Here is a 20,378-nt window from a genome sequence, read left to right as displayed (position 1 = left end):
TGCTCTGTAAGATGATTAATAGGGCGGGATGACTAGTGTGGACTACATTAAGCAGTAGTGACAATATGATTTCAGAGATGTTCAAAGTGGCGTTACAGTTGGAAGAACCATGGAAATTGACGCATGTTGAGTTTGACGATATGGATCAAGCTTGGCACCTGTTTATCGACTTTGCACGAGGAGCAACCTTCGCTTGTCCCTTATGCGGGATCGCTTGTAAAGCATATGACTCCGAGAAGAAGACCTGGCGACACTTGGACTTCTGGAATTGGAAAACATATATGCACGCCAGAATGCCACGAGTAAAATGCAAGGCGTGTAACAAGATAACGCAAGTATCGGTGAAGTGGGCCAGACCGCTTTCTCATTTCACTTTGCTCTTTGAAGCATGGGCGATGCGATTGATGGCGGAAATGCCCGTCAATGCGGCAGCCCGTGAGCTGAGAGAACATGACACACGGATGTGGCGCATCTTCCATCACTACGTCGATAAAGCGATGGCAGAGCTTGATATATCCAAGGTGAAACGGATTGCGATTGACGAGACGTCATCTAGGCGAGGGCACCGCTACATTACCCTGTTTGTTGATGTTGATCGCAAAACCGTGCTGTTTGCAACTGAAGGCAAAGGAATGGATACGTTGGAGCGCTTTAAGTCGTATCTGACAACAAAAGGTGCTGCCGCGCAGCAGATTGAAGAAGTATGCTGCGATATGTCACCCGCCTTTATCCGAGGCATTGAGGAATATTTTCCTGATGCCGAGATCACCTTTGACAAATTTCATGTGATGAAGCTGGTGGGCGAAGCCCTAGATGAGGTTCGAATTCAAGAGCAGAAGCAAACGCCAGAACTGAAGCGAACGAAATACATCTGGTTGAAGAACGAAGCAAACCTCAAAGCGGAGCAGAAAGAAACCTTACTGCGCCTAAAGGACAGCAACCTGCAGACTGGGCGGGCTTACCGTCTTAAGCTGGCCTTACAGGATCTCTGGACTACCCCGCATATTTTGGCGGATGTGTATTTGCGGGAATGGATTGGCTGGGCCACTCGATCAAAGCTCTCACCCATGATTAGCTTAGCCAAGACGATCAAGCAACATGAGGAAGGCATATTACGCTGGTTCCACAGCAAGATGACGAACGGTTTGCTCGAAGGTATTAATGGTCTGGTGCAAGCAGCCAAACGGCGAGCCAGAGGTTACCGCAACGTAGAAAATCTGATCGCCATGGTCTACATGACCGCGAATAAGCTCCGACTTCCAACGCTCGGAGCACGCCGAGCACAATAACCCTTACCGCCTTAACACCACGCTTCAGAGATTGAAACAGCGGTCAAGTGCTCTTCTTGAGGGCTGTTTCAATCTCTGAAATTCTCTTAGAGGCGGAAGGGTTATAAAACTAATATTTGCGCCTCTACCCACCCAGTAGAGCGAAGAGCCGTTTAAAGGATGGTTCCCTGAAGTCGAGGGTTATCCGAATGTTTACGAGGATTCAGCAATATCATACTTGCTAAGAAAGTCAGGAAAACGTCTCGTAAACTCGCCTAATTCCCTGTTGGTTCATCATCATATTATGTTTGATGAAGAGCGAAATAAAAAGGAAACCGACTATCTGACATTTAGGTATAATCCTAGTCTTATGCTGCGTTCATTAGCACAATTTTATTTTGATAATAATCTTATTATTGATGATGATTATATTTATTCGACAAATAATATTGATATCTCTAAATTAACTGATGAGCAGGTCATTAGCTTATTTAATACCTTATAAATATGAACAAAAAGAAGGAAATTTAATAATGAAGAATAGTTGTTTTTCCAAAAACTTTATAAATCGTTTTATTGGGGGGGCTTTTTTTTCGTTATTTGTTATTGTAATGGTCGAGTGGAGTTGCAGAGGGGATATTCAAGAGACTCTTTATTGGATTCAGAAAAACGTAAAGTTATTTTTATTGAATTATTTCTTACTTTTTTTATTGGAATTATTTATTACTTCATTAGTTTCCAATTTATTCATGGGATTGTTTATTTATAGTTGCGTAGTATTTGTATTTGTAATGATTGAAATTTATAAAATGAAATTTTTAAACGAGCCGTTTTTTCCTTGGGATTTATTATTTGTAAAGCAAATAGTAAATTTGTTGCCAGGAATGTATAAAGAAGTTAATTTAATATACTTGATAGGAGTATTAGTGCTCTTGCTGCTATTATTTATTTTTCGTAAGTATCTCCCAAAAATAAGGATTTCAGCTTTATCTCGGCTAATTTTAGGTCTTGCGTCGTTATTAATTTTAATATCATTTGTATTTTGGGACAGGATTGATTTGTTGCAATCACTACTAAACAAATCGAAGATTGAGAACATAGTTTGGGAGCAAAAAGAAAATTATAAGCATAACGGTGTTATTTTAAGTTTCATATTAAACATTCCAAGTGCTCGAGTGGTACCACCTTCAGACTATAGTGAATCTAATATAATGAAAACTGTTTCCGAAATAAACAAAATTCTTGATGAAAACAGTGACACCGATAGACATAAGTTATCTAGCAGTAAGGCGCCTAATATTATCTATATTATGAATGAGGCATTTTGGGATCCTTCTGTTGCAAGTAATGTCTCATTTTCTCAAGAGCCTATACCATATTATAAGTCTCAAATCCCAAACAGTACGAAAGGGTGGTTGCTATCTCCTCAATTTGGGGGTGGGACTTCAAATGTTGAGTTTGAAGCCATGACAGGCTTGTCGATGAAATATTTGCCTGAGGGCTCGATTCCCTATCAGCAATACATTAAAAGACCAATTCCGTCACTAGCTAGTGTACTCAAAGAACATGGTTATAAATCCATTGCTATTCACACTTATGTTAAATGGTTCTGGAATAGGAGTAATGTTTATAAGCTATTCGACTTTGACAAATTTATTGGAGAAGAAGATTTTGTTAATCCAGAGAAAAGAGGTGTATATATCGCAGACATAGAGATGTCGAAAAGAATTCTTAATGAAATTAATCAAACTTCTGAACCTGCGTTTATTTATGCGATTACCATGCAGAATCATTCTGCGTATAATAAGGAATCCAAGTATGAATCAAGTATAAAAGTAAAAGGTAGAATTAGTGAATTAGCGAAAGAATCACTGGAAATATATTCGCAAGGTGTTCACGATGCTGACAGCGCTCTAAAGTATCTCCTTGAAAACATTAACGAACCAACCATAGTAGTGTTTTTCGGAGATCATTTACCTAACTTAGGATCAACAGTTTATGATGAACTTGAAATTAGAGGTAATAGCCCTCTAGAGCAGGATTTAAAATTAAAAGAAACCCCATTATTAATCTGGGACAACATTAGCAATAGAAGCCAAGAGAATATTGGAGTTATCAGTCCAGGATTCATCATACCTGAGGTTTTTAAAAGAGCAAATTTGGAAATGCCTGAATTTTACGGGTTTTTAGATTACTTTAGAAGATATTATCCTGGTAATTCTAAATCAGTGGATGTTGACTCGAACGGTCAGTTGTCTAAGGGTGTGAAAAATAAGTTAGAACCAATATACCAATTAATACAATATGACTTATTATTCGGAAAAAAATTCAGTGAGGCATATTTGTTTTAATTTATTTCAAATGAAAGAAGTTGAGTCTATGAAAGGCGTTGTTTTGGCAGGAGGTACAGGGTCTAGACTATTCCCATTGACGAAAGTTACGAACAAGCACTTGCTTCCTGTAGGCAAATATCCTATGATATTTCATTCTGTTTATAGACTTAAACACGCAGGTATAGATGACATTTTAATAGTCACTGGGAAAGACCACATGGGCGATGTCGTCAATCTCCTCGGAAGCGGCAGAGAGATGGGGGTTTCCTTTACATATAAGGTGCAGGACGAAGCTGGAGGAATAGCTCAGGCGCTTGGTCTTGCAGAACATTTTGTCGGCGAGGATCAAATGGTCGTTATTCTAGGGGATAACGTTTTTGAGGACGATCTATCTCCGTTTGTTCAAAACTTCCGTCAGCAACAACATGGCGCAAAAATTTTGATCCAAGAAGTTCAGGATCCGAAACGGTTCGGAGTGCCGGAAATTGACGGGGATCGTATTGTATCAATTGAGGAAAAGCCTACCAATCCCAAATCCAACTACGCTGTCACAGGAATTTATATGTTCGATCATCACGTGTTTGAAATTATTAAAACCCTAAAACCTTCTGCTCGAGGCGAATTGGAGATCACGGATGTAAATAATGCATATATTGAACGTAACCAGCTCTCATTCGACATCTTAAAAGGATGGTGGACCGATGCAGGTACACACCCATCCCTGGCGAGAGCAAACGAATTAGCAAAGGATCTTACTTTTAGCGAAGAGTTCGGAAAACTGAAAATATAGAGAGTATGGAGGGAATCCATCATGAAAGTCACTCCTTTACACCTGCAAGGCGCATGCCTGATTGAACCGGTTGTCCATGGAGATAACCGGGGTTTTTTTATGGAGAGTTATAATGAAGCCATCTTGGAAAAGCAAGGCGTCAAATTCAACTTCATCCAAGACAATCAATCTCTTTCAGCTGAGCCGGGCGTGATTCGCGGACTACATTATCAGCTGAATCCTAAAGCCCAAACCAAGTTGATCCGCGTCCTCACCGGCGCAATCTACGACGTCATCGTTGACGTCCGCAAAAGCTCGCCTACCTTCGGTCAATGGGTGGGGGTTATTCTGAGTGAACATAATCACCGTCAGCTGCTTGTGCCTAAAGGTTTTGCGCACGGATTTTGCACACTCGTGCCGAACACCCAGGTGTTGTATAAGGTGGACGAATATTATTCCCCGGAGAATGACCGCGGCATATTATGGAATGACCCGGCATTGGGAATCGATTGGCCGACATCGAGGCCCATTCTATCGGACAAAGACCAGCGTCATCCGCTTCTGAAGGATGCAGAACTGAATTTTGATTAGGAGGCCGCTTTTTACATGAAACTTCTCGTTACCGGCGGAGCCGGATTTATTGGCAGTAACTTCGTTTTATATATGCTTCAGCAGCATCCGGATTGCAAGATCATTAATGTAGACTCGCTAACGTATGCGGGCAATTTGGAAAACCTGAAATCGATTGAAAATCATCCGAACTACACGTTCTCTAAAACGGATATTACCGACGCCAAGGCAATTGACGTCTTGTTCCAACAAGGCATTGACGTTGTGGTCAACTTTGCTGCCGAATCGCATGTGGACCGCAGCATTTTGGATCCGGAAGTATTCGTAAAGACAAATGTTTTAGGGACGCAGGTCCTTCTGGACGCAGCCAAAAAATACGGTGTGACCAAGTTCGTTCAAGTATCTACGGACGAGGTGTATGGTACTCTAGGGGAAACCGGCTTATTTACGGAGGAAACGCCTCTAACGCCAAACAGTCCTTATTCTGCGAGCAAAGCGGGCGGAGATCTTCTTGTACGTGCCTATCACGAGACTTTTGGTCTGCCGGTGAACATCACCCGCTGTTCTAATAACTATGGACCGTATCAATTTCCGGAAAAACTGATTCCGCTGATGATTTCCCGTGCTTTGAACGACCAGGCGCTTCCGATTTACGGAGACGGGCTTAACATTCGCGATTGGCTGTATGTGGAAGACCACTGCAGCGCCATTGACCTGGTTATTCATAACGGCCGTGTCGGGGAGGTATACAACATTGGAGGCAATAACGAACGGACGAACCTCCATATCGTAAAAACCATTTTGGCGGAGCTGAATAAACCGGAGTCGCTGATTACCTATGTACAGGATCGTCCCGGGCATGACCGCCGTTACGGCATCGATCCGACGAAGATTACGCAGGAGCTTGGATGGAAGCCGAAACATAATTTCGAAACAGGCATTAAGGAAACGATTCAATGGTATCTGAATAATAAAGACTGGTGGACTCGCATTCAGTCCGGTGAATACCAGGACTATTACGCAAAGCAATACGGCGAGCGGTTAGGCGATTCCGTATGAGAGTCTTAGTTACAGGAGCCTCCGGGCAATTAGGCAAGGATGTAGTCGCTCTTTTTCAACAAAAAGGGCACGAAGTCATGGGATGCAGCCGCTCCGAATTGGACATTACGAGTTTGGAGCAGTGTCAGCAAGTAATAGGCGGATTCCAGCCCGATTCTATCATCCATTGTGCCGCTTATACTGCGGTGGATGCCGCCGAGACGGATGTTGACGGAGCCTACAAAGTAAACGCGGTTGGCACAAGAAACGTAGCTGTTGCGGCTGAAAAGGTTGGCGCTAAGCTGGTCTACATCAGTACGGATTACGTGTTTAACGGGCGTTCCGCAGCCCCTTACCAGGAGTATGACAATACAGATCCGCAAAGTGTGTATGGCAAATCGAAAAGAGCCGGTGAGGTTCTTACGCAAAGCCTGTCTTCACGATATTTCATTGTCCGCACATCCTGGGTCTACGGGCTGCACGGGAACAATTTTGTGAAAACGATGCTGCGCCTGGGTCAGGAGAAACCCCAGCTGCAAGTCGTCCATGACCAAAAAGGTTCTCCTACCTACACGGTTGATCTGGCCCGTTTTCTTGAGGAATTGGTTCACACCGAAAAATACGGTATATACCATGCTTCGAACAGCGGAGACTGTACATGGTTTGAATTCACCCAAGCAATTTTTGAGGAAGCTCAGAAGCTTGGTTTTAAAATTACGGCTCAGGTTGAGCCATGTACCACAGAACAATTTCCGCGTCCGGCTCCAAGACCCGCCAACTCCGTCATGGATCACTTGTCGATTCGTACGAATGGGTTTACAGATCTAAGGCCGTGGCGTGAAGGGTTGAAAGATTTTTTGGAATTCATATAATACAAGTTTAAGAGTCTCCCTCATCAATTCTCAGGAGTTGAGAGGAGGCTTTTTTTACAATATTACCTTTCTCTCGTTTCTTCCATATTTCCCCTGACAACGCTGCAATGCTATAATGATGTCGATAGATAGAACGAACGAGAACGTATTTTGTCATATAGTCATTCTTACCCGATAAAAATTTGTCAGGATGTGCTTCAATTGGATTTAAGCATTCTCATCGTGAATTACAATACATGTCAGCTTACCACGGACTGTCTTCGTTCGGTGTTTGCCTCGGAGACGGTGTACGAATATGAAGTCATCGTGATCGACAACCATTCCTCGGACGGCTCGCTTGAGTCGATTCGCGAGGAATTCCCGCACGTAACGCTTATCGCGAACACGGAGAATACCGGATTTGCCAAAGCCAACAACCAAGGGATGGCGGCGGCGAAGGGCCGGTATATTTTGCTGCTTAACTCGGATACGGTCGTGCAGAAGGATACGCTGCAGACGATGATCGCTTTTATGGATGAGCATCCGAAGGCGGGGGCCTCCGGCTGCAAGGTCATTTTGCCTGACGGCTCGCTCGACAAAGCTTGCAAGCGCGGTTTCCCGACGCCGTCTGCTTCGTTTTATTACGCCTTCGGGTTTTCGAAGCTCTTTCCGGACAAACCGAAGTTCAACCAGTACCAGCTGGGCCATCTTGATCCGGATCAGGAGTACCCCGTGGACTGTTTGGTCGGGGCTTTTATGCTGGTGCGGCGGGAGACGATCGAGCAGATTGGCGGGTTGGACGAAACTTTTTTCATGTACGGCGAGGACATCGACTGGTGTTACCGGATCAAGCAGGCGGGCTGGGACATTCGTTACTACCCGAAAACGAGGATTGTCCACTATAAAGGCGGGAGCGCCCGCAGACGCCCGGTTCGCATCATCTATGAATTCCACCGGGCAATGATCGTGTTTCACCGCAAGCATTATCGGAAGCGGTACAATATTCTGACGAATGCGCTCATATACCTGGGGGTAGGGCTTAAATTTGCCATGGCTCTTTTGAAAAGCAGACTGGCCCCGGCAGGGCCGGCACCCAAAACCAAAGAAACAAATATGGAGGTGGGCATGTGATCCGCAAAAATCAGGAGTTTTTGACGCAAATGTATGTTTTGACGGATTTTGTGTTCATCCAGTTTTCTTTTCTGTTAGCCTGGTGGCTGAGATTTAAAAGCGGCTGGATACCATACGAAGCTCCCTTGCCGATCGAGACGTATGCCATGTGGAGCTTTATTTACGGGGCGATTGCCGTTTTGACCGGCATGTTGATCGCCTTGTATTCCCCGAAGCGAAAAAAGCGCTTCGCGGATGAATTCATCAAAATCGTGCAAGTGCATGCCATCAGCATCTTCGTTTTGCTCAGCTTGATGTTTTTCGTGAAGGAAATCAACATTTCCCGGTCGTATTTGGCCATTTACATGGTTTCCCTCGTCATGTTTATCCTGTTTTACCGGTACATACTGAAAGTATCCCTCAAGGTCATCCGGGAAAAGGGCTATAACCGCCAGTTCGTGCTGATCGTCGGCGCAGGTTCGCTCGGCAAAAGATTTTACCAGAATCTGAAGCAATACCCGGAGATGGGGTATGAGGTGGTCGGTTTCCTTGACGATTTTCAGCAGTGGGATTCGCTTGAAGAGAAGCGGTATAAACCTATATTAGGAACGGTAGACGATCTGGAAAAGGTGCTTGAGGAAGTGCTGATCGACGAAGTCATCATGGCGCTTCCGCTGGATGCGCACTCGAAGTATCCGAAGATCATCAACCTGTGCGAAAAAGCGGGCGTACGTACGCTCATCATTCCCGACTTTTTCGATTATCTTCCGACCCGGCCGTATTTCGACAATTTCGCCGGGATGCCGATGATCAACGTCCGCGACATTCCGCTCGATTTGGCAGGCAACCGGATGTTTAAACGGCTGTTCGACATCGCGTTTTCCTTGTTTGCCATCGTGCTGACGTCGCCCATTATGCTTGCAATCGCCATCGGCGTGAAGTTGACGTCGCCCGGGCCGATTATTTTTAAGCAGGAGAGGGTCGGGCTGAACAGGCGCAACTTCATGATGTACAAATTCCGCTCGATGAAGCAGCTGCCGCCGGGCACCGAAGACACGGGCTGGACGGTCGAAAACGACCCCCGTCGGACGAAGTTCGGTTCCTTCCTGCGCAAAACAAGCCTGGATGAGCTGCCGCAATTTTTTAATGTGTTGTTCGGGCATATGAGCGTGGTCGGCCCGCGGCCGGAGCGTCCTTATTTCGTAGACCAGTTCCAGGAAGAAATCCCGAAGTACATGGTAAAACACCATGTCCGTCCGGGCATTACCGGCTGGGCGCAAAGCAACGGCTTGCGCGGGGACACTTCGATCGAAGAGCGCATTAACCACGACATTTTTTACATTGAAAACTGGTCTCTTTTATTCGATATTAAAATCATCTTCAAAACGATCCGCAACGGATTCGTGAACAAAAACGCATATTAAGCATTTTCAGATGCGAAGAGCGGCGTGGTCGACACGTCGCTCTTTTATGTTTGCCGTTCGTTTCTCCCCATCCTTTTCCGGGTAATTTCCCACATGACAGTGCATCGTTCATAAATACATAACCCGACGCCAAAGGATGTGAACCGCTATGCGAAAATGGATTGCCCTGCTGCTGCTGGCCGGGACCGCCGCGATCCTGTTCTGGACGCCCCGGGGCAATTCGCAGGAAACGACCGGAGGTTTTACGGATTATAAGGTGATTTCCCACGCGATGGGAGGCATCCGCGATCATGCGTATACGAATTCTTATGAAGCTTTTATCGCCAATTATGAAAAAGGGAATCGGGTATTTGAAGTGGATTTGCTGCTGACCGAAGACGGCAATCTGGTGGCAAGGCATGAATGGACGCAGGCGATGACCGAGCTTCTGCAGCAGGAAGGCCAGATCCCCGAGGATCGCCAGGCGGCACGTTTAACCTACAAAGAGTTCAAAAACAGCAAAATTCTCGGCGCTTACGCTCCGCTCGATTGGCAGGACATCATGGACCTGATGGAGCGTTATCCGGACATTTATATCGTGACGGACATGAAGGAGCAGGATGCGGAAAATAGGAAGCGTCAGCTTGCGTTGCTGGTCAGGTCGGCCCAAGCGCGCGATCCGCAGCTGCTGGAGCGGGTGGTGCCGCAAATTTATAACCGGCCGATGCTGAAAACGGTCAAGGCCATTTACGACTTTCCATCGATCATCTATACGTTGTATGCAACTCAAGATACGGATGACGAGGTCGTTGATTTCGTAGCGGAAAATGCCATCGATGCGGTGACGATCCCGGAACAACGCGTGACCCGTTCCTTTTTGTCAAAGCTGAAAAAAGCGGGGGCGGCTGCTTACGTCAACACGATCAACGAACCCGCTGATGCGAATAGGTTTAAGCGAATGGGAGCGAACGGCGTGTACTCGGACTTTTTGACGGAAAAAGAGGTGGAATCCGCAGGATGGCTGTATGCGCTGGGAAATTAGAACAAAATGGAGTCGCAAGCCGCTGACAAACATATCGTCGGTGGCTTTTTTGCGCTTGAAATATCTGAATTTCCCGGAGCCCCTCATAGAGCCTGAAACGGACCTTAAACCGCGGCTGATTCGCCTTTTGCCGTCTTATTTAACGCTTGCTGGAAATTCCATAAAAATGTTCGCATCGAATGCGAACAAGAAATTGACACTACTCCCGTGCTGACATAGACTAGATTTAAGAGAAAAAGTCGTGGAGGAATGACGTTTGAAGCAGATGATCAAACCATGGAGACATGTTTTTAAGCTGGACCCGGACCGGGAGATCGACGACGCGTCGCTGGAAGCGGTATGTATGTCCGGAACGGATGCCGTCATGATTGGCGGCTCGAGCGGCGTAACGTTCGATAATACGGTCGATTTGCTGTCGCGGGTGCGCCGATTTGAGCTTCCGTGCGTGCTTGAGGTTTCCAATCTGGAGATGATTGTGCCGGGTTTTGATTTGTACATGATTCCGATGGTGATGAATACCGCGGATTCGGCGTGGATTACCGGCCAGCACAAGCGGGCCATTGAGGAGTACGGCTATATGATTCCGTGGGATCTGCTCGTTCCCGAAGGCTACATTATATTGAATCCGGATTCGACCGTAGCCCGGCTGACCGGCGCCCAAACCGATTTGGACGCGGATGCAGCGGCTGCGTATGCGCAAGTGGCGGACAAGCTGATGTCCCTGCCGGTCGTTTACGTCGAATACAGCGGCTGCTTCGGCGACCTGGACACGGTCAGAAAAATCCACCAGTCGGTCCATGGCGCCAAGGTGTTTTACGGGGGAGGCATTCACGATCCGGAAACCGCGGCGGCCGCGGCGGCAGTTTGCGATACGATCGTCGTCGGCAATGCGGTCTATGACGATTTGAAACAGGCGCTGCTTACCGTCAAGGCCGTGAAGTAGCTTTTGCCGGATTACAACGACATGAAGGAAGGAGCATGCCTGCATGCAACCGATAGATATACATCAAGCGATTCAAAAGTTAAACCCGCAGCAGCGGCAGGCCGTCGAAGCGACGGAAGGACCGCTGCTCATTTTGGCCGGGGCGGGAAGCGGCAAGACCCGGGTGCTGACGCACCGGATTGCTTACCTGATCGCCACCCGCAAAGCGCCGCCTTGGAGCATTTTGGCGATTACGTTTACGAACAAGGCGGCACGCGAGATGCAGGAACGCGTCACCAGGCTTGTCGGCCATGAAGGCCGCGACATTTGGGTATCGACGTTCCACTCGATGTGCGTGCGCATTCTCCGCAAGGATATCGAACGGATCGGCTTTAATTCCAATTTTACGATTTTGGATTCGACAGACCAGTTATCCTTGGTGCGGAACTGCATGAAGGACCTGAACCTGGACACGAAAAAATTCGAGCCGAAAGCCGTGCTTTCCCTGATCAGCGCCGCCAAAAACGAACTGATCACGCCCGCTCAATACGAGCAGAAGGCCGGAGACTTCATGGAAAGCATCGCCGCCAAGGTATATACCATGTACCAGCGCCGCCTGAAAAGCAACAACTCGCTGGATTTCGACGACCTGATCATGGCGACGATCCAGTTGTTTAAAGAAGTGCCTGAGGTGCTGGATTTTTATCAGAAAAAGTTCCAATACATCCACGTCGACGAATACCAGGATACGAACCGGGCGCAGTACATGCTGTGCCGGATGCTGGCCGACGGCCATCACCGCATTTGCGTCGTAGGCGACAGCGACCAGTCGATCTACCGCTGGCGCGGGGCGGACATCAGCAACATCCTCAATTTCGAGGAGGATTATCCGGAAGCCCGCACCATCCTGCTCGAGCAGAATTACCGGTCGACGGCCACCATTTTGAACGCGGCCAACGCAGTCATCAAGCAAAACAGCGGACGCAAGTCGAAAAATCTGTGGACCGATAAAGGCGAAGGCGCCAAGATCAAAATCTACAGAGCCGATTCGGAACATGATGAAGGGTATTTCGTGACCTCTGAAATCAGCAATAACGTGAAGCAGGGCAAGTCGTACCAGGATCACGCCATTTTGTACCGCACCAACGCGCAATCCCGGGTGATCGAGGAAATTTTGATCAAATCGGATATTCCGTACCAAATCGTGGGCGGCATCAAGTTCTATGACCGCAAAGAGATTAAGGATATCCTCGCTTATTTGCGCCTGATCTCCAATCCTAATGACGACCTCAGCTTGGCGCGCGTCATCAACGTGCCGAAAAGAGGTATCGGCGACACCTCGGTGGCCAAACTGACGGCAGCCGCGGCCGAACGCGGCGTGTCGATTTTCCAGGTGCTTGCGGTCGTGGACGATCTCGGATTTGCCGGCAAAACGCGCAACGCGCTGGTGGAATTTTACGATATGATCGCCGCGCTGAATCAAATGGTAGAATATTTATCCGTCACGGAGCTCACCGAAAAAATGCTGGAGATGAGCGAATACCGCGTCGAAATGCAGCGCGAAAACACGATCGAATCGCGGTCGCGCCTCGAGAACATCGACGAGTTCCTGTCCGTTACGATGGAATTCGAAAAAAGCAACGAAGACAAGTCGCTGGTTTCCTTCCTCACGGATCTGGCGCTCATTGCCGACATCGATTCGATGAACGACGAAGACGAGGATCAATCCGATGCCGTCATTCTTATGACGATGCACAGCGCAAAAGGATTGGAGTTCCCGATCGTGTTTATCGTCGGCATGGAGGAAGGCGTGTTCCCGCACAGCCGGGCGTTTTTGGACAACGAAGAATTGGAAGAGGAGCGCCGGTTGGCGTATGTCGGCATTACCCGGGCGGAGCAGCAGCTGTACCTGTCCTGCGCGCAGATGCGGACGCTTTTCGGGCGGACGACGGCGAACCAGCCATCGCGTTTCCTGGATGAAATCCCGGAAGAGCTTAAAGAGGAGACCGGCGTCGCCCGCGACCGGTACCGCCGCGGCGGCAACATTGGCGGCTCGTACGGCAGCCGCGGATTCGGAAGCAGCGGCAGCAATTTTGGACGCAGCAACCAGACCTCATCGCTCAGCGGTTCAACAGCACGGGCCACCGGATCGTCCAGCAAAGTGACGGTGACGACTTCCGCGCCGCAGCCGGCGGCTTCGGGAGACAAATCCGACCTGACGACGCTGAAGGCCGGCGACAAAGTCGCCCACGGCAAATGGGGCACGGGTACGGTCGTGTCGGTCAAAGGCACCGGGAACGATACCGAGCTGCAGATCGCGTTTCCGGCGCCTGTCGGCGTGAAACGATTGCTGGCCGGGTTTGCGCCGATTACGAGAGTGGAAGGCTAGAAGTAGAATTCAACTTCATTTGTTCTGGGCTGGATGCTGGATTGGCGGAGGGACGGAATCGATTCTTTCGAAGCTAAAATCTTTTTGAAAAAAATAATTATATATGACGGAGGGATGGTCCGCGCATGGATCCGATGTCTACGATGGAGCAGCTCGTCGCCGAGCTGAACAAATTGAATTATCATTATTACACGCTCGACAAGCCGCTGATCAGCGATAAAGAGTATGATGCCTTATACGATCGGCTGGTCGCTTTGGAGAAGGAGAGCGGCGTCGTTTTGCCGGATTCCCCGACCCAACGCGTCGGCGGCGAGCTGCTGAAAGGATTCGTTCAGCATCGTCATCTGGCTCCGCTGTGGAGCCTGGACAAGGCGCAAAACGCGGACCAGCTGCAAAGCTGGAACGCGCGCGTCGCCAAGCTTGTGGCGGACTATAACAGCAAAAATCCGGACAATCCTTTGCCGCAGCCAAGCTACGCGATCGAGCTGAAATTCGACGGCCTGACGCTCAATCTGACGTACAAGGACGGCAGGCTGGTGCAGGCGGCGACCCGCGGCAACGGCGTCGTTGGCGAAGGCATTTTGGCCCAAGTCAAAACGATCAAATCCGTCCCGCTCACCATCCCTTACAAAGAAGGCACGATCGAAGTACAAGGCGAAGGCATCATGAACCTGTCGGTGCTGGAGAAATATAACCAGACGGCGGCCGAACCGCTCAAAAACGCACGCAATGCGGCAGCCGGCGCCCTCCGCAACCTGAATCCGAAGGTCACCGCCGAGCGCAAGCTCAGCGCATTCTTTTACAACGTCGGGTACTCCGACAATATCCGTTTCGAATCTCACAAGGAAATGATGGACTTTTTGCGCGACAATCATTTCAAGGTGAACCCGTATATTTTCTATTTCGAAAATTTCGACGACGTGACGAAGCAGCTGGAGGACATCCAGGAGCGCCGTGCGGGACTCGATTACCTGATCGACGGCGCCGTCGTGAAAATCGTCGATATGCGTACGCGGGAGGCGCTGGGATACACGGATAAGTTCCCGCGTTGGGCCGTCGCCTACAAGTTCGAGGCGGAAGAAACGACGACCGTTCTCGAGTCCGTCTCCTGGGAAGTGGGACGCACGGGCAAAATCACGCCGGTGGCGCGCGTCGAACCTGTCGAGCTGGCGGGCGTGACGGTGCAGAACTGCACGCTCAACAACATCGGCGACATCGAACGGAAAAACCTGAAGCATGCGCTGGGCACCCGCGTCTTTATCCGCCGCTCGAACGACGTCATCCCGGAAATTTTGGGGAAAGTGACCGAAGAGAGCGACGGCGAGGAGATCGTGTACCCGGAGCATTGCCCTGCCTGCGGATTCCCGCTGGAGCAGCGCGGAGCGCATCTGTTCTGCAACAACCGTTTGGACTGCAAGCCGCAAATCATTGGCCGGATCACCCATTTTGCCTCACGGGATGCGATGGACATCGAGACGTTCAGCGTCATGACCGCCGAGCAGCTGTATAATGAGCTGAATGTGCGCGAGCCTGCCGATTTGTACACGCTGACGTTCGAAGACCTGATCAAGCTGGACCGTTTTGGCGAGAAAAAGGCGAACAACCTGCTTGCCGCGCTGGAAAAAAGCAAAGACCGGGATCTTGCTTCGTTCCTGTTTGCCTTGGGCATCCCGAATACCGGCAAATCGACGACCAAAATGCTGGCCGACCATTTCCGCGACCTGCATGCGATCATGAACGCAACCGTGGAAGAATTGATTGCCCTCCCGGACGTGGGCGGCATTGTCGCCGAAAGCATCGTAAGCTTTTTCGCGGATCCGTTCATGAAATCGGGCATCGAAAGAATGCTGGCCTTGGGCGTCAAAGCGAAAGCGCCGGAAGCGCCGCAGGTGGTGAGCACCGATTCCTTCTTCAGCGGCAAAACGGTCGTCCTGACCGGAACGCTGCACCAACTGACCCGCGACGAAGCGGCCAAAAGGCTGGAGGCGTTGGGAGCCAAAGTCACCGGCAGCGTATCCTCGAAGACGGATCTGGTCATCGCGGGCGAAAAAGCCGGCAGCAAATTGACCAAAGCCCAGCAGCTCGGTATCCAGGTCATCGAAGACGAAGACGAGTTTATCCGTTTATTGAATATGGAAGGTTAATTGAATATACCCGCATAGGAAAAGTCCTGATTCAGCTTATGAATCGGGACTTTTTGCATGAAAAGGAAATATAAGCATGGAATCTTTGTTAAGATGAAATGAGAAAAATCACATGGATAGAGAGGACGCTTGTTAGTGAAAAAGGAAACCATATTGCTCGTAGACGACGAACAGGAAATCGTGAAGCTGCTCGATATTTATTTTACGAACGAAGGATACCGGCTCCTTAAAGCCTATAACGGGGCAGAAGCGCTGAAGTGGCTGCAGAAGGAGGACGTGGACCTGATCATTCTGGACGTGATGATGCCGCAAATGGACGGGATCGCCGCCTGCATGAAAATTCGCGAGGAGCGCCGCATGCCGATCATCATGTTGTCCGCCAAAAACACCGACATGGACAAAATATACGGCCTCAGCATCGGCGCCGATGATTACGTCGGCAAACCGTTTAATCCGCTTGAACTGATTGCAAGAGTCAAATCCCAGCTGAGGCGTTATCACCGCTTTAATAAAGATGTGCCGCCCCAGGCCGACGAAGGCGTGCTTGCGTTCGAGGATTTGGTGGTGGATACGGTAAAACATGAAGTGCGCGTCGATGGCCGACTGGTTAAGCTGACTCCCCGGGAATTCGCGATTCTCGAGCTGCTGACGCGGCATCAAGGAAAAGTGCTCAGCATGGAACAAATTTATAACAGCGTGTGGAACGAGCCTTTTCTCGATGGGGGCAACACGGTCATGGTGCATGTGCGGAAAATCCGCGAAAAAATCGAGATCGATCCGAAACGCCCGCGTTACGTGCAAACGGTTTGGGGCGTAGGTTATAAACTGGACACGCCGACGTCCTGATGGGGAGGTAGACCAATTCATGAATGCAAAATACATAAGCACGATCCGTTGGAAGTTTATTTGGGCTTTTTTGTTAAGCATGGTATCGGGCGCGGCCGTGTTGATGGCAGGATATCAGCTCGTCAACTTCATGGTGTATTCGAACTCGGCCCCGCCTTCGGCTCCGTATACGCGCATCTTGAGATGGATCATTAACCATATCGGCTCGGGGCCTTTGATGGCCGTTGCCGGCATTGTCAGCTTTTTGATTTTCTTTTTTATTTTTACCCGAAAAGTCATTTCTTATCTTGAGGAAATTACCGCAGGCATTCAGCAGATCACCAAACTGGGCGAATCCCACCGGATCGAAGTCCGAACGACGGACGAGCTGGGAGTGCTGGCGGAAAACATCAACGTGATGTCCGAGCGGCTGCAGCATTCCTTGATGGAGGAAAGGGCCGCCGTTCAGGCGAAAAACGATCTGATCACGGGCGTATCCCATGATTTGCGGACCCCTTTGACGTCGATTCTCGGTTTTTTGGAAGTGATCGAGCAGGACCGCTGCCGCGACGAACTGGAGATGCGCTATTACGTCGATATTGCGTACCAGAAAACGCTCGTGCTGCGCAAGCTGATCGACGATTTGTTCGAATATACGCGCGTGAGCGGCGGCGGGCCTCCGCTGGTGTTGGAACGGCTGGATCTGAAGGCTTTTGTCCGGCAATTGGCCGAGGAGGCGGTTCCGGAGCTGAGCCTGGCCGGAATGACGTACACGGTCCATGACCAGACGAACGAAACACTTTGGATTGAGGCTGCGCCATACGAGCTGGTAAGGGCTTATGAAAATTTGATCACCAACGCGATCCGGTACGGCAAATCGGGAAAAAAGCTGGAGATCTCTTTTGCCCGCGAAAAGGACGAGGCGGTGGTGCGGATCAGCAACTTCGGGGACATGATTGCGGAAAAAGACCTTCCGCATATTTTTGAGCGGTTTTACCGGGCGGAACGTTCGCGGTCGCAGCATACCGGGGGATCGGGTTTGGGGCTGGCGATTGCAAAAGGAATCGTCGACCGGCATCATGGGAGCATTTCGGCGCAGAGCGATACTTACCGGACGGATTTTATCACGCGGTTTCCGCTGTGCAGGGAGCAAAAGGCATCGGCTTAAACGAACGCTTTCGGACTAGGTGCACGACTATCTCCCGCCAAAGTACGGCGTGTTGGCCGCAACGATCTGTCCTATAGGTTGTTTTTAAGAGAATGTTAAGAATTTATGGGCTGTTTTTTAAGAATTGGCCGTTATCCTTTATTTGCGAAAGGCGTCATTTGCCTGCGGTTGCAAGGAGGAATGGAAATGGCAAACAAGCTGATCACGGTACGCGCCGCGTACTTGTACATTTTTATGGGAAGCATGCTTCTCAGCGGCCTTTTTCTTTTTATTGCATATAAAATGTTTGGACTGCTGTATTCCCATTATGCGTCGCATCCGGAAGCATTGGTGGTGCGGGCCGCCCACTGGCTCATCAATCATATCGGTAAAACGCCGATTGCTGTCCTGCTCTTTTTGGCGGTGTTTGTTTTGTTTTTTATGTTGCGGTCGCAGAAGACGGCCGATGATGTCAAGGCGCTGTTAGCGGCGGCGGAAGAGCTGGCCCGAAAAGGATCGTTCAAAAAGCTCGAAGTCGCTTCGGCTGGCGAACTGCGGGAGTTGGCCGGATATTTGCGGCGCTTGAACGAACAGGCCGGTTCCAGGCCTAAGCGGGATGCTGCTGCTGAGGATCGCAACATACAGGAAAAACAGGATCGCCGGCTGGAGAATGAAGAGCTCATGGCGCTTGTCTTGAGAATCAAATCTTTGCGGCGGATCATCGAAAAGGCCGATCAGGCCCATAGCGGGCAGGAACGGGACGAACGTTTGGACGTGGATGCCTTAAGGCGGGAAGCGCTCGGAATGGAAAGGCTTTTGGAAAGCCTGATCGCCGCGCCATGATCGGAATTCATGTGAAAGCAAGAAGGAAGCTGCTAAAAGGGGCTTATATCGCGTTTGATTTGGCCGTTATTGTCTCGGTCATGCTGCTTGCCGGTTTGTTTTACGTCCATGTTTATGGTCAAAATACCGTATCCCGCCACCCGGAAAAACTCGTGCTGCAGGAATCGAGCGTCGTAACGGCATCGGACGGAACCGTTTTGCGGAAAATTCCGCTGCCCGGGTCGGGTTACCGGAAAGTGGCGGCGTTCGAGGAAATGCCCAAACTGCTGGTCGATACCTTTTTGGCGGTCGAGGACCGGCGGTTTTATCGCCATCAGGGCCTGGATTATCAGGGAATCGCCCGCGCTTTGTTGAATAATACGCTCCATATGCGCGTCTCGGAAGGCGGAAGCAGCATCACGCAGCAGCTGGCCCGCAATTTGTATTTGAACCGGAAGCAGACCCTGCTGCGCAAGCTGAACGAGGCCTCCATCGCGCTTGCGTTGGAAAAGCGGTTGTCCAAACATGACATTCTGGAGATGTATCTGAATCAGATTTATATGGGGGAAGGGCAATACGGGGTGAAGGCGGCGGCGGAGCACTATTTTGGCGTCACGAATTTGAAAGAGCTTGATGTCGCGCAGATCGCTTCCCTGGCCGCCATTCCGAAGGGGCCGTCCATATATCATCCGGGCGATGACGCCGGGCTTTCCGTGCAGCGGCGGAATCTGGTACTCGGAATCATGCGGGAGCAGGGGCTGATTACGCAGGAAGAAATGGCGGCCGCCCAGCAGAAGGAATACCGCCCTCCGGAGCGGGCAATGGAAAGGCGAATCGGCGCTTCGTACATCGATGCGGCTGTGGAGGAAGCCTCAAGGCTGACGGGCAAGCCGCAAACGGAGCTGCTGACGGGCGGATACACGATCGTGACCAGCATGAATGCTTCTGTGCAGCAAGCGTTGGAGGAGACGTTTTCGAATCCCGGCTTGTTTCCGCCGGACGGCAAGGATCAGCAGGTTGAGGCTGCGATGGCCATGATCGATCACCGCACCGGCGAGATTGCGGCATTGACCGGGGGAAGAAATCCGGTTCGCGGCGGCTTGAACAGGGCGACCGTCGACGCACGGCAGCCGGGGTCGGCCTTTAAGCCGATCATTGATTACGGGCCTGCCCTCGAAAGCGGGAGGTTTACGCCGGAGAGCCTGCTTCCAGACCGGAAAGCTTCTTATGGAAGTTATGCGCCGGAAAATTTGAACGGAGTTTATCGCGGGCAAGTGACGATGAGGACGGCTCTGCAGCAATCGATGAATGCCCCTGCCGTGTGGCTGCTTTCGCAGGTAGGCATTTCGCAAGCGACGGCGTTTGCCGCGAAACTGGGGATCGACCTGCCGAAGGAGGACCGCAACCTGTCCATAGCGCTTGGGGGACTCCATGCCGGAATCTCTCCATTAAAAATGGCGCAGGCGTACAGCGTGTTTGCAAGCGGCGGCGTGTTTCGCGAAGCTCACATGGTGCGCCGGATCCAAGACTCCAAAGGGAACGTGGTGTACGAATATGTTCCCCGGGAGCGGCAAGTGATTTCGCCGCAGACGGCTGAACGAATGACATGGATGCTGCGAAACGTTGTGACGGAAGGGACGGGGAAAAAGGCCCGGATCGGCCGGCCCGTCGCAGGCAAAACGGGAACCACCCAGCTCGATCTCCCGGGCGTCAGCCGAAAAGCGAACCGCGACCTCTGGTTTGTC

16 protein-coding genes (1 of these 16 only partly in view) are annotated in these 20,378 nt (G+C 50.1%); all 16 read left to right on the top strand.

Annotation, left to right across the window (positions count from 1 at the left end; all coding sequences use genetic code 11):
• Positions 1-65 precede the first annotated feature (65 nt).
• Positions 66-1,289, top strand: coding sequence for an ISL3 family transposase (locus tag MKY58_RS24925; protein WP_036715897.1), 1,224 nt, complete (start codon positions 66-68; stop codon positions 1,287-1,289).
• 512 nt (positions 1,290-1,801) lie between these two features.
• The gene (locus tag MKY58_RS24920; protein WP_339322510.1) at positions 1,802-3,619 is read left to right on the top strand and encodes an LTA synthase family protein; all 1,818 of its coding nucleotides are present in this window, start codon (positions 1,802-1,804) and stop codon (positions 3,617-3,619) included.
• Positions 3,620-3,647: 28 nt separating this feature from the next.
• On the top strand, positions 3,648-4,391 hold the full coding sequence (locus MKY58_RS24915) for a sugar phosphate nucleotidyltransferase (protein WP_339322509.1): 744 nt from the start codon (positions 3,648-3,650) through the stop codon (positions 4,389-4,391).
• A 21-nt stretch (positions 4,392-4,412) separates the two neighbouring features.
• The gene (gene rfbC, locus MKY58_RS24910; RefSeq protein WP_339322508.1) at positions 4,413-4,961 is read left to right on the top strand and encodes a dTDP-4-dehydrorhamnose 3,5-epimerase; all 549 of its coding nucleotides are present in this window, start codon (positions 4,413-4,415) and stop codon (positions 4,959-4,961) included.
• A 15-nt stretch (positions 4,962-4,976) separates the two neighbouring features.
• Positions 4,977-5,999 carry a dTDP-glucose 4,6-dehydratase gene (rfbB, locus tag MKY58_RS24905; RefSeq protein WP_339322507.1) on the top strand — a complete coding sequence of 341 codons (1,023 nt, stop codon included), beginning with the start codon at positions 4,977-4,979 and terminating at the stop codon, positions 5,997-5,999.
• Positions 5,996-6,850 carry a dTDP-4-dehydrorhamnose reductase gene (rfbD, locus tag MKY58_RS24900; RefSeq protein WP_339322506.1) on the top strand — a complete coding sequence of 285 codons (855 nt, stop codon included), beginning with the start codon at positions 5,996-5,998 and terminating at the stop codon, positions 6,848-6,850. The genes rfbB and rfbD overlap by 4 nt, the downstream gene beginning before the upstream one ends.
• Before the next feature lie 201 nt (positions 6,851-7,051).
• The gene (locus MKY58_RS24895) at positions 7,052-7,960 is read left to right on the top strand and encodes a glycosyltransferase family 2 protein (protein ID WP_339322505.1); all 909 of its coding nucleotides are present in this window, start codon (positions 7,052-7,054) and stop codon (positions 7,958-7,960) included.
• A complete protein-coding gene (locus MKY58_RS24890; RefSeq protein ID WP_339322504.1) occupies positions 7,957-9,363 on the top strand; it encodes an undecaprenyl-phosphate glucose phosphotransferase in 1,407 nt (468 codons plus the stop codon). The genes MKY58_RS24895 and MKY58_RS24890 overlap by 4 nt, the downstream gene beginning before the upstream one ends.
• Before the next feature lie 148 nt (positions 9,364-9,511).
• Positions 9,512-10,384, top strand: a complete 873-nt coding sequence (locus tag MKY58_RS24885; RefSeq protein WP_339322503.1) for a phosphatidylinositol-specific phospholipase C/glycerophosphodiester phosphodiesterase family protein — start codon at positions 9,512-9,514, stop codon at positions 10,382-10,384.
• 256 nt (positions 10,385-10,640) lie between these two features.
• Positions 10,641-11,327 (top strand): heptaprenylglyceryl phosphate synthase, encoded by a 687-nt coding sequence (locus MKY58_RS24880; RefSeq protein WP_339322502.1) that lies wholly within the window; start codon positions 10,641-10,643, stop codon positions 11,325-11,327.
• Between the two features lie 43 nt (positions 11,328-11,370).
• Positions 11,371-13,695 carry a DNA helicase PcrA gene (gene pcrA, locus MKY58_RS24875; protein ID WP_339322501.1) on the top strand — a complete coding sequence of 775 codons (2,325 nt, stop codon included), beginning with the start codon at positions 11,371-11,373 and terminating at the stop codon, positions 13,693-13,695.
• Between the two features lie 125 nt (positions 13,696-13,820).
• On the top strand, positions 13,821-15,839 hold the full coding sequence (gene ligA / locus MKY58_RS24870; protein ID WP_339322500.1) for an NAD-dependent DNA ligase LigA: 2,019 nt from the start codon (positions 13,821-13,823) through the stop codon (positions 15,837-15,839).
• 135 nt (positions 15,840-15,974) lie between these two features.
• A complete protein-coding gene (locus MKY58_RS24865; RefSeq protein ID WP_339322499.1) occupies positions 15,975-16,685 on the top strand; it encodes a response regulator transcription factor in 711 nt (236 codons plus the stop codon).
• 19 nt (positions 16,686-16,704) lie between these two features.
• Positions 16,705-17,832 carry an ATP-binding protein gene (locus tag MKY58_RS24860; protein WP_339322498.1) on the top strand — a complete coding sequence of 376 codons (1,128 nt, stop codon included), beginning with the start codon at positions 16,705-16,707 and terminating at the stop codon, positions 17,830-17,832.
• 186 nt (positions 17,833-18,018) lie between these two features.
• Positions 18,019-18,654: a hypothetical protein gene (locus MKY58_RS24855; protein WP_339322497.1), complete on the top strand. Its 636-nt coding sequence runs from the start codon at positions 18,019-18,021 to the stop codon at positions 18,652-18,654.
• Positions 18,651-20,378 carry the 5' portion of a PBP1A family penicillin-binding protein gene (locus MKY58_RS24850; RefSeq protein WP_339322496.1) on the top strand. The gene runs 135 nt beyond the window's last position, so the window shows 1,728 of its 1,863 coding nt (coding positions 1-1,728); it begins with the start codon at positions 18,651-18,653; its stop codon lies beyond the right edge, outside the window. Before MKY58_RS24855 ends, MKY58_RS24850 begins: the two co-directional genes overlap by 4 nt.

The sequence above is a fragment of the Paenibacillus sp. FSL W8-0194 genome (assembly GCF_037969745.1).
GTDB classification, from domain to species: Bacteria; Bacillota; Bacilli; order Paenibacillales; family Paenibacillaceae; genus Paenibacillus_AQ; species Paenibacillus_AQ cookii.
The sequence above is the reverse complement of the archived record's forward strand: the minus strand, read 5'-3'. Positions and strand labels throughout refer to the sequence as shown.

What these genes read in the sequence shown, in the direction of transcription:
- MKY58_RS24925 (WP_036715897.1), top strand. Translation starts at nt 66, where the DNA reads ATGATTTCAGAGATGTTCAAAGTGGCGTTACAGTTGGAAGAACCATGG.
- MKY58_RS24860 (WP_339322498.1), top strand. Translation starts at nt 16,705, where the DNA reads ATGAATGCAAAATACATAAGCACGATCCGTTGGAAGTTTATTTGGGCT.
- MKY58_RS24920 (WP_339322510.1), top strand. Translation starts at nt 1,802, where the DNA reads ATGAAGAATAGTTGTTTTTCCAAAAACTTTATAAATCGTTTTATTGGG.
- MKY58_RS24915 (WP_339322509.1), top strand. Translation starts at nt 3,648, where the DNA reads ATGAAAGGCGTTGTTTTGGCAGGAGGTACAGGGTCTAGACTATTCCCA.
- rfbD (WP_339322506.1), top strand. Translation starts at nt 5,996, where the DNA reads ATGAGAGTCTTAGTTACAGGAGCCTCCGGGCAATTAGGCAAGGATGTA.
- rfbC (WP_339322508.1), top strand. Translation starts at nt 4,413, where the DNA reads ATGAAAGTCACTCCTTTACACCTGCAAGGCGCATGCCTGATTGAACCG.
- MKY58_RS24885 (WP_339322503.1), top strand. Translation starts at nt 9,512, where the DNA reads ATGCGAAAATGGATTGCCCTGCTGCTGCTGGCCGGGACCGCCGCGATC.
- ligA (WP_339322500.1), top strand. Translation starts at nt 13,821, where the DNA reads ATGGATCCGATGTCTACGATGGAGCAGCTCGTCGCCGAGCTGAACAAA.
- MKY58_RS24855 (WP_339322497.1), top strand. Translation starts at nt 18,019, where the DNA reads ATGGCAAACAAGCTGATCACGGTACGCGCCGCGTACTTGTACATTTTT.
- rfbB (WP_339322507.1), top strand. Translation starts at nt 4,977, where the DNA reads ATGAAACTTCTCGTTACCGGCGGAGCCGGATTTATTGGCAGTAACTTC.
- pcrA (WP_339322501.1), top strand. Translation starts at nt 11,371, where the DNA reads ATGCAACCGATAGATATACATCAAGCGATTCAAAAGTTAAACCCGCAG.